Origin of the sequence: Streptomyces otsuchiensis (assembly GCF_004305975.1) — a bacterium.
In the GTDB taxonomy this organism is placed as follows: domain Bacteria; phylum Actinomycetota; class Actinomycetes; order Streptomycetales; family Streptomycetaceae; genus Streptomyces; species Streptomyces otsuchiensis.
In genome coordinates this window covers 1-8,186 of sequence record NZ_BHZI01000261.1, presented here as the reverse complement: position 1 = coordinate 8,186, position 8,186 = coordinate 1, and the positions used below count along the sequence as shown (strand labels likewise).

The 8,186-nt window shown below is 74.8% G+C and carries 7 protein-coding genes; 3 read left to right on the top strand and 4 right to left on the bottom strand.

Annotated elements, in window-relative coordinates; genetic code table 11:
* The first annotated feature begins 310 nt into the window (after positions 1 to 310).
* Positions 311 to 2,734: a sensor histidine kinase gene (locus E0D90_RS20900; RefSeq protein WP_170215028.1), complete on the top strand. Its 2,424-nt coding sequence runs from the start codon at positions 311 to 313 to the stop codon at positions 2,732 to 2,734.
* Positions 2,731 to 3,321 carry a roadblock/LC7 domain-containing protein gene (locus E0D90_RS20895; RefSeq protein ID WP_227870370.1) on the top strand — a complete coding sequence of 197 codons (591 nt, stop codon included), beginning with the start codon at positions 2,731 to 2,733 and terminating at the stop codon, positions 3,319 to 3,321. The genes E0D90_RS20900 and E0D90_RS20895 overlap by 4 nt, the downstream gene beginning before the upstream one ends.
* A 106-nt stretch (positions 3,322 to 3,427) precedes the next feature.
* On the opposite strand, the gene E0D90_RS20890 is transcribed toward E0D90_RS20895, so the two are convergent.
* From E0D90_RS20890 to E0D90_RS20875, 4 genes are all read right to left on the bottom strand, one after another.
* The gene (locus E0D90_RS20890) at positions 3,428 to 4,801 is read right to left on the bottom strand and encodes a C40 family peptidase (RefSeq protein WP_130799627.1); all 1,374 of its coding nucleotides are present in this window, start codon (positions 4,799 to 4,801) and stop codon (positions 3,428 to 3,430) included.
* Between the two features lie 170 nt (positions 4,802 to 4,971).
* The gene (locus E0D90_RS20885) at positions 4,972 to 5,256 is read right to left on the bottom strand and encodes a DUF8847 domain-containing protein (protein ID WP_103500636.1); all 285 of its coding nucleotides are present in this window, start codon (positions 5,254 to 5,256) and stop codon (positions 4,972 to 4,974) included.
* Positions 5,257 to 5,366: 110 nt separating this feature from the next.
* Positions 5,367 to 6,086: a TetR/AcrR family transcriptional regulator gene (locus E0D90_RS20880; RefSeq protein ID WP_103500632.1), complete on the bottom strand. Its 720-nt coding sequence runs from the start codon at positions 6,084 to 6,086 to the stop codon at positions 5,367 to 5,369.
* 32 nt (positions 6,087 to 6,118) lie between these two features.
* The gene (locus tag E0D90_RS20875; protein WP_130799626.1) at positions 6,119 to 7,054 is read right to left on the bottom strand and encodes an AurF N-oxygenase family protein; all 936 of its coding nucleotides are present in this window, start codon (positions 7,052 to 7,054) and stop codon (positions 6,119 to 6,121) included.
* Positions 7,055 to 7,291: 237 nt separating this feature from the next.
* Here E0D90_RS20875 and E0D90_RS20870 point away from each other — a divergent pair, with 237 nt between their 5' ends.
* Positions 7,292 to 8,170, top strand: a complete 879-nt coding sequence (locus E0D90_RS20870; protein ID WP_130799625.1) for a HalD/BesD family halogenase — start codon at positions 7,292 to 7,294, stop codon at positions 8,168 to 8,170.
* Positions 8,171 to 8,186 lie beyond the last annotated feature (16 nt).

Sequence of the window (8,186 nt, the reverse complement as noted above, 5' to 3'; positions counted from 1 at the left end):
CGAAGAGTACGCCGGGCGGGCGCGGGGCGGGCATCTTTCCAGGAACTGCCGCCGTGCGCCAGCCGACTGGCTGTTTTCGCTCCCTGACCGGCTGCGAGCGGTGAAGTAAGCTGCCGCCGTCCGTTGCCCATCGCCCGATTCACGGGCAGCCAGGACAGGAATGCGAGCACAGGTGCGGAAATCGACACCTCACAGCCCGGTTGACGCATCGTCACCGTCGTCCGGCACACCCGCCACCGTGCCCGCCGGGGAAGCCGCCCAAACCCCGCCGCAGGCAGCGGTGTTCAAGCCGCGCGGCCGGCGCACCCGGGTGCGCAGCAGATTGTTGCTGGGTGTCGTGCTCGGCTCGGCGGCGGTCCTGGCGGCGGGCGCGCCGGCGGTGCTGGCCGCCGGTGAGCGGCTGGCGGAGACACAGCAACTGGTCCAGGACTCCGAGTTGGCGCAGCGAGCGGTCTCGCTCTCGCACATCCTCGCCGACGAGCGGGATGTGCTGATGTCCGCCGCGGCCGCCGGGGTCACCCCCGGTGATGTGCTGTCCGAGGCCGACGTGGCGCGCGCCGACCGCCGGGCCGCCGACCTGCGTTCACAGCTTCCCGACGCGGTGGGGACGTCTCTGGACGGCCTCGCCGTCGCCCGCGCGGACGCGCTGGCGGGACGGAGCGACGCCCCGGCCGTCCACGCCGCCTACACGCCCATCATCGAGGACCTGGACGGTGTCACGCGCACCGTCAGCCGTGCCCGGCCCGACCGCGGCGCCGTGCCCGCCTCGGACGCGCTGCCCGACCTGGTGCGCGCCGTCGAGGCATCGGCCGCCACCCGGGCGCTGCTGGTCGCGGCCCTCGCCGGTGAGGGTGAGCAGCGAGAGCTGGTCGGACTGGCCCAGCGCAGCCACGCGCGTGAGGGCGCGGCCCTGGCCGACTTCACCGCCACTGCGGGCGAGACGGGACGAGCGGGCTACGAGTCCACCGTCACCGGCCCCGGGGTCGCCGCCGCAGAGGAACGGCTCGCGGAGCTGACGGCGCAGCCCTTTCTGACCTTCGAGGCGCGGGCGGTCTCCCCGGCCGAACTGTCCGCCGAACTGTCCGCCCGGACCGAGTTGCAGCGGGGGCTGCTGTCCTCCGTCGCGGCCGATCAGACCCGGTCCCTGCACGACCTGCGCGCCGACGACCTCACCGCGCTCCAGGTGCACGCCGCGCTGGTGGGCGGCGCGCTGCTGGTGGCGCTGGCCGCCGGAATCTGGACCGCGCGCACCGTGACCCACCCGCTGGCGGTGCTGCGGCGGGGCAGCCGCCGGGTCGCCGACGCGCCCTCGGCCGAGGCCGCGATCAGCTACTCGGGCCGCGACGACGAGTTCGCCGATGTGGTCGCCGCCGTCAACAAGTTGCACGCGCGCGCGGTCGAACTGCACCGCTACCAGGCGAACGAGACCGCCGACTACGAGGCGCTCCGCGCCGAGCTGGACGAACTGCGCGGGGAGCAGCGGGAGCTGATCGAGCGGCTGTCCGCGCAGACGAAGGTGATGCACGCCAACCTCACCCACCACGCGCGTCTGGCGCTGGACCTCGCAGGCGAGCAACTGGACATCATCGGCGGCCTGGAGGAGCACGAGACCGACCCCGACTCGCTCGCGACGCTCTTCGCCCTCGACCATCTCGCCGCCCGGATGCGCAGGCACAGCGAGAACCTGCTGCTGCTGGCCGGGGTCGAGCCCGACGAGCCGCTGCCGCGGCCGATCCCGCTGGTGCAGGTGGCGCTCGCCGCCGTCAGCGAGTCCGCGCGCTACGAACTGGTGGACGTGGAGCAGCCGGTGCCGGCCGTGCTGGTCACCCCGGTCGCCGCCCGCGACCTCGGGCATCTGCTGGCCGAACTCCTCGACAACGCGACCGGTTTCTCCCCGGAGGGCGCCCGGGTGCTGCTCTCCTCCGAGATCCGGGCGGAGCTGCCCGTCACCCGGGCGGTCGTCCCCGAGCCGCGCGACCGGCTCTCCCCGGCCGCCGGGACGGGCGGCGCCGCGGCGGCCGCCCCCGCGGCATCCGCCGGGCCCGACGCGCGACCCGAACACCGGGTGGTGCTGCGGGTGCTGGACGATGGCCCGGGTCTGACCGACTCCCAGCTGAGGGACCTCAACGCGCAGCTCGCCGACGCCTCCGGCCCGCCGCCGGGCGCCCGGGGCGAGCCTGCCGCGGCCATGGGTGTCTACACCGTGGCCCGTCTCGCCGCGCGGCACGGTCTGCACGTCCGGCTGCACAACCGGCCCGACGGTGGCGCCTTCGCCGAGGTGGAGATCCCGGCGGCGTTGATCAGCCCCGAACACGGGCCTGAGGACGAGACGTTCGCGGCGCTGGCGGCGGGTGCGGCGGCCATGGACGGCGACCCGGCGGACCGGGCGGCTGTCTTCCCCGCGCAGGCCGACGGCGGCGAGGAGACCGGCAGGGCCGGCCAGGCCCGGCCCACCCACTCACCGGGCGGCGACCGGGACACCATGGTCCTGCCGGTGGTGACCGGCGAGGGCCGCCCCCGCGACGCGCGCCACGAGGACCTCCACGGCGGCGACGGCCACGGCCAGGACGGCGAAGGTCTGCCGGACGACGACGCCGCCGCCCCCTCCGGCCCGGTGGTGGTCGGCGCCGAGGAGCTGCGCAGACGGCTCGGCGGATTCCAGCGCGGCGCCCGCCGGGGCCACCACGACGGTCAGTCGGCGGGACCGCCCGCCGAGGAGGAGATGCAGCCGTGATCCAGTACAGCGATGCCCCGACCTCGGACGAGCACGCCGAGGGCCTGCGCGGTCTGCGCTGGCTGCTCACCCGGCTGGTCGACGAGGTACCCGGGCTGCGGTCGGTGGCCGTGGTCTCCTCGGACGGTCTGTCGCTGCTCTCCTCCGAGCCGGGCGACGCCGCCGCCGCGCCGGACGGCTCGGCCGACGAGGAGGGAAGCGCCGGGCCCGCGCCGGGCGGGCAGCGGGGCCCGCGGGGCGCCGCCGCCGACCTCGCCACCGTGGTCTCGGGCCTCGCCGCGCTCACCGCCGGTGCCGCCGAGCTGATGGAGGCCGGGGTGGTCAAGCAGACCATGGTCACCATGGCCGACGGGAGCATGATGGTGATGGCCATCAGCGACGGCTCGCTGCTCGGCGTCCACACGGACTCGGAGACCGATCCGGGCCTGGTCGCCTACCACATGGGGCTGTTCGTGGGCCGTGCCGGCCATCTGCTGACGCCGGAGCTGCGGGCACGGCTGCGGGAGCAGGGCGGGCATCCGGCCGAGGGGGAGCGGGTGGAGCCCCCGGAGGAGACACCCGCCGTACCGGCCGGCGGCGCGGGCTGAGCCGGACGGGCCTCCCGCCGGTCGCCGCCGTGGAATCCCGGCGTCGGCCGGTGCCCGCTGGCCCGATCCAACGACGTTGTCCCGCTCGGGAGTTCGGCGACGCCGTTCACTCCGTCCGGTCGGTGGCCGCCGGCGCCCGCGGGTCCGGACGCACCGCGCCCAGGACCGGGTGGACGGTGAGCGGCACCAGGGCGGCGGTGGCGCCCGGGTAGGGCTCGCGCACCACCATGCCGTCCCCCACGTACAGCGCCGAGCGCGTCGCGTCGGGGAAGTGGATCACCACATCCCCGGGACGCAGCTCGCTCAGCTCCACCCGCTCCAGCGACTCCCACTGGCCCCGGCTGGTCGAGGGCAGCCGCTGACCGGCCCGCGCCCAGGAGCGCGCCACGAGTCCCGGTCCGCCGTCCCCGGCATCGGCTCGCCCGGCGGCGGCCTCGCCGATGCCGGTGGGGTCCGCGACGGCGGCGAGCGCGGTCGAGACGACAGCCCCCAGGCGGCTTCCACGGTCCGCCGCCGCGCCGTCGTCGGCCCGGGCGGAGTCCGCGTCCTCGGTGGTGCCGTCGACGTGGCCCAGCGCGTGCGCCACCGCCGTGCGGCCGGCGGCCGACGGTGCGGGGTCCCCGCCGTCGGGCGCGAGTGTGCCGTCGGTGGCCAGCTCCCGGGCCGCCTCGGCCGCCTCCAGGCGTTCGAGGTCGGCGAGGTCGTCGAGCTCCGGGCCGGAGAGGGAGGCGAGCAGTGCCTCGGCCTCACCGACCCGCTCGCGTACCTCCCGTTCCTGTTCCGCCTGGTGCCCGGCGAGCGCCTGTTCGGTGTCGAGCGCGGTGCGGGAGCGTTCGGCCAGCACGCCCGCGCGTTCCTCCTCGGCCCGCAGCTCGCGCACGGTGGCGGCGGTGCGGTCACCGGCGCGGTCCAGGACCGTCTGACGGTGCAGCTCGCCCAGGGGGTCCTCGTCCGGCCCGGCGAGGACCACCCGGAGCGCGGGGGAGAAGCGCATCCCGCCGTTGCGGTACTCCTCCCGGGCCAGCTGCCCGGCGACGGCGCGGTTCTCGGCGAGCCGGGTCCGGGTCTCCGCGAGCTCCTCGGAGACCCGCGCCACCCGCCGTTGCTGCCCGCGCAGGCGTTCCGTCGTCACCCGGGAGGACTCCTCGGCCGCGCCGATCCGCTGGTAGAGGGTCCGCAGTTCGCCCAGCACGCGGGCGGCGCTGCGTTCCGTGGCGGCGGCCTCCGGCGCCTCGGCGGCGGTCTCCTCGTCGGGGCCGGCCGCGTCGTCCGCGTCCGCGTCGTCCGCGTCCGCGTCGTCCGCGTCCGGGGCGGTGGCCCCGTCCGTGCCGGACGCGTCCTGCGCCCCGTCGGAGCCCGGAGCGGTAGCCGCCGGGCCGGGGGCCGCCGCGGCGGGCCCGGCGGGCAGGGCGGCGCACAGCAGCAGCACGGAGAGGGCGCGTGGCAGCGCGCCCCGGGACCACGGATGACGGCCGGGCATGGGGCTACCTCCTGCGACACGGGGACGGCGTCACGGCGGGCACGGGCCGCGCGCGTGACGCACCCGCGCCCTGCCCGCCGTGGACCGATCGTGGGCACGCAAACCGGTGTCCCGCATCCCGGGAGACGCGGACGGGTGACGGGGTCGCCCGGGCGGAGGAACGGTGGCGCTCAGTCCCCGGCCGGAGGGGAGGTGCGGGGCTTGGACCAGGGCCAGCGCGGGCCGTCCGGTCCGCGGCCGTCGGCGTCGTAGACGTAGTGCCAGCCCCGGGGCAGGCCGAGCCGGTTGGTGCCGACGGCCTCCAGCCGGTACACGTGCACCGTCTCGGGGCGGCCGTCCTCGGCGGGCACGGGCACCCGGTAGACCTTCGGGGGACGGCCGGTCATCCCGACCAGCACCGGCAGTCGCCTGCCGTCGAGCGGTCCACCGGTGAAGGGCACTTCCTCGCTACGCACCGCGCCAGTCTCGCAGGCGCCCGGTGCGGTCGGCGCGCGGCAGGGTGCTGGAGAGGCCGGAGGGCGCGCGGCGGGCCGCCAGGAGACCGCTCCCGCGCCTCTCCGGCCGGTCAGGCCGGCCCGAAGAGCGGGGCTATGCGTGCCGCCAGCGAGTCCACGCGGCCGCCGACCGGCTCGATGGCCAGCGCGGCGCGCAGCGCGCGGCCGGTGGCCTTGTCGCGGCCGCCGGTGACGGCGAGGACCGCCACGCAGTGGTCGACCAGCCAGTCACGAAGCTCCTCCAGGGTGGGTTCCTTGCCCTCGTCCAGCCAGATCAGCGAGGCCGCCTCCACGGCGGTGATCCAGGTGCGAACAGCCATGTAGAGGCGGGTGTTGGAGGAGTCGGAGCCCAGGTGGGCCATGATCTGCCCTGCCGCGACCCGGCGCACCTCGTCCACGATGGCGTTGGTGCGGGAGGTCTCCACCACGCTGCCGCCCTTGAGCAGGGCGGTGAACCCCTCGCCGTGCTGGTCCACGAAGGCCAGGTAGCGGTCCAGGGCGTTGGCGAGACGCTGGCTGAGCGGTCCCTCCTGCGGTTCGGCGAAGCACAGTTCGAGCTCGGCGGCCGAACTGCTGAGCGCCGCCTCGTACAGCTGCTGCTTGCCGCCCGGGAAGTAGCGGTAGACCAGTGGGCGGGAGACACCCGCCTCCCTGGCCACGTCGTCCAGGGAGACGGATTCGGGCGGCCGGCGGGCGAAGAGGGACTGGGCGGTGGCGATCAGCTGACCGCGCCGCTCCGACACGCTCAGCCTGCGGTACGCGGGTTCGGTCGGCGCGGGACGGCTGCTCATAAGGGTGAAGGGTAACCGTCCGGACCCCTTGTTCAGGCGAGGAGTCCGGACTGCTTCCACATCCTTCTGCCGACCCCGCGCAGGACGCCGATCTCGTCGAGGAAGCCGGTGAGTTTGCGTGCGCCTCCCTGCATCACCTCGCGCCGGTGTTCGCTGGCCCGCACCTGGGCCACCGCCTCCCGGCGGTCGAGGCCGATCGCGGTGTACACGGCCGGGTTGACGAAGGCGACGGAGAACACCCGCGCGAACTCGCCACACGTCAGCCGGGTGAACTCCCGCTCCCAGCGGGGCGCGGTGAGCATCTGCCGTCGCAACTCCTCGCGGGCGTAGCGCACATGGCGTGCCTCCTCGACGACATGGATGCGGGTGACGCCGCGGATCAGCGGCTGCACCCGCTCGTCGGGGAACGTCAGCCGCTGCATCCAGTCCAGTACTTCCTCGCCGAGCAGCGTGGCGGTGAACGAACCGGGCGTGGTGGAGACGGTCTTGAACAGGCGGCCGAGGTTCTGGTGGGTGCGGGAGACGGGGTAGGCGTCGGTGCCGCTCTTCTCGATGGCGCGGGCGAACATCATCGAGTGGCGGCACTCGTCGGCGATCTCGGTCAGCGCGTACCGGACGTGCGCGCTGGTCGAGGGCTTGTCGTAGATGTGGCGCACGAGCAATTGCATGAGGATCAGCTCGAACCAGATGCCGAGCGACGCCAGCGCGGCGCATTCGTGGCGTGAGAGTTCGAGGCGCTGCTCGTGCGACATCTCGTACCACAACGGCGTGTCGTAGAGCGAGAGAAGCTCCGGCGGCCAGAACCACATGCCCTCGACCCAGGGGGCGTCCCAGTCGAGTTCGGTCTCGGGGTCGAAGGAGTGCCGCGCGGAGGAGGCCAGCAGGCGTTCGGCGACGCGTTCGCGGTCCTTGAGGGCGCCGAGCGAGTCCCGCAGCGCCTCGAAGTCGATGTCGGGTGCTATGGCCATGGCGCGGTCTCCTCCGGTACGGCGACGAGGGGCGTGGCGGCTCCCTGTTATGAGACTACGCGTCAGTAACTTCGTCAATCCCCCCTGCGCGGAACGACGGTGACGGCCCCGGCCCGCGGCCGTCCGGCCACTGCGCACCGTGACCGCCGCCGTGTCGTCGGTCACACCGTGGTTAGCCCGGCGCCGCGACGAGCCATGAATGGGTACATCTCCATGGGCTCCGTGGGAAGGCACGCGATGAGCACACCGGGAACGACGGCCGGCGGGACGGCCGGCCAGGTGGTCGACACCGTCCGCTACCCCCTTCACGAACCGGGCGGACCCGCCTGGCGGTCCGTGGTGGAGCGCGTCCGGGCGGAGTTGGCCGCCGACGGCTGCAGCGTCCTGCCGGACTTCGTGCGGCCCGCACTCCAGGACCGGCTGCGGCGGCAGTGCGCCTCCGTCGCCCCCGCCGCGCACTACCGCACCGAGACGGTCAACGCCTACAACATCGCCGTCGACGACTCCCTGCCCCCCGAGCATCCGGCGCGCATCCCCATCCAGCGCGGCAACGCCTTCGTCGCCCGCGACCAGATCCCGCGCGACTTCGTGATCCACCGCCTCTACACCGCCGAGGCGTTCCAGCGGTTCGTGGCCGACTGCTTCCGGCTGCCGCGCCTGTACCCGCTGGCCGATCCGCTCTCCGGCCTCTGCCTCAACGTCGTCCGCCCCGGCACCGAGCACCCCTGGCACTTCGACACCAACGAGTTCACCGTCAGCATGCTCACCCAGGAGGCCGAGGGGGGAGGCGAGTTCGAGTACTGCCCCGGCATCCGGTCCGCCGAGCGGGAGAACCTCGAAGTGGTTCGCGCCGTCCTCACCGGCGAGGACACCTCCCCGGTGAGGCGGCTGACCCTGCGCCCCGGTGACCTCCAGCTGTTCCAGGGCAGGTACGCGCTGCACCGGGTCAGTCCCGTCGAGGGCGAGACCGCGCGGCACACGGCGATCCTCGCCTACAGCGAGCGTCCCGACGTGGTCGGCAGCGTCGAACGCACCCGCCAGCTCTTCGGCCGGGTGCTCCCCGAGCACCACGCCGCCGCCGGCCGCGCCTCCCGCGTGGACACCCTGCTCGACTGAGCCACCGCCCGCCACC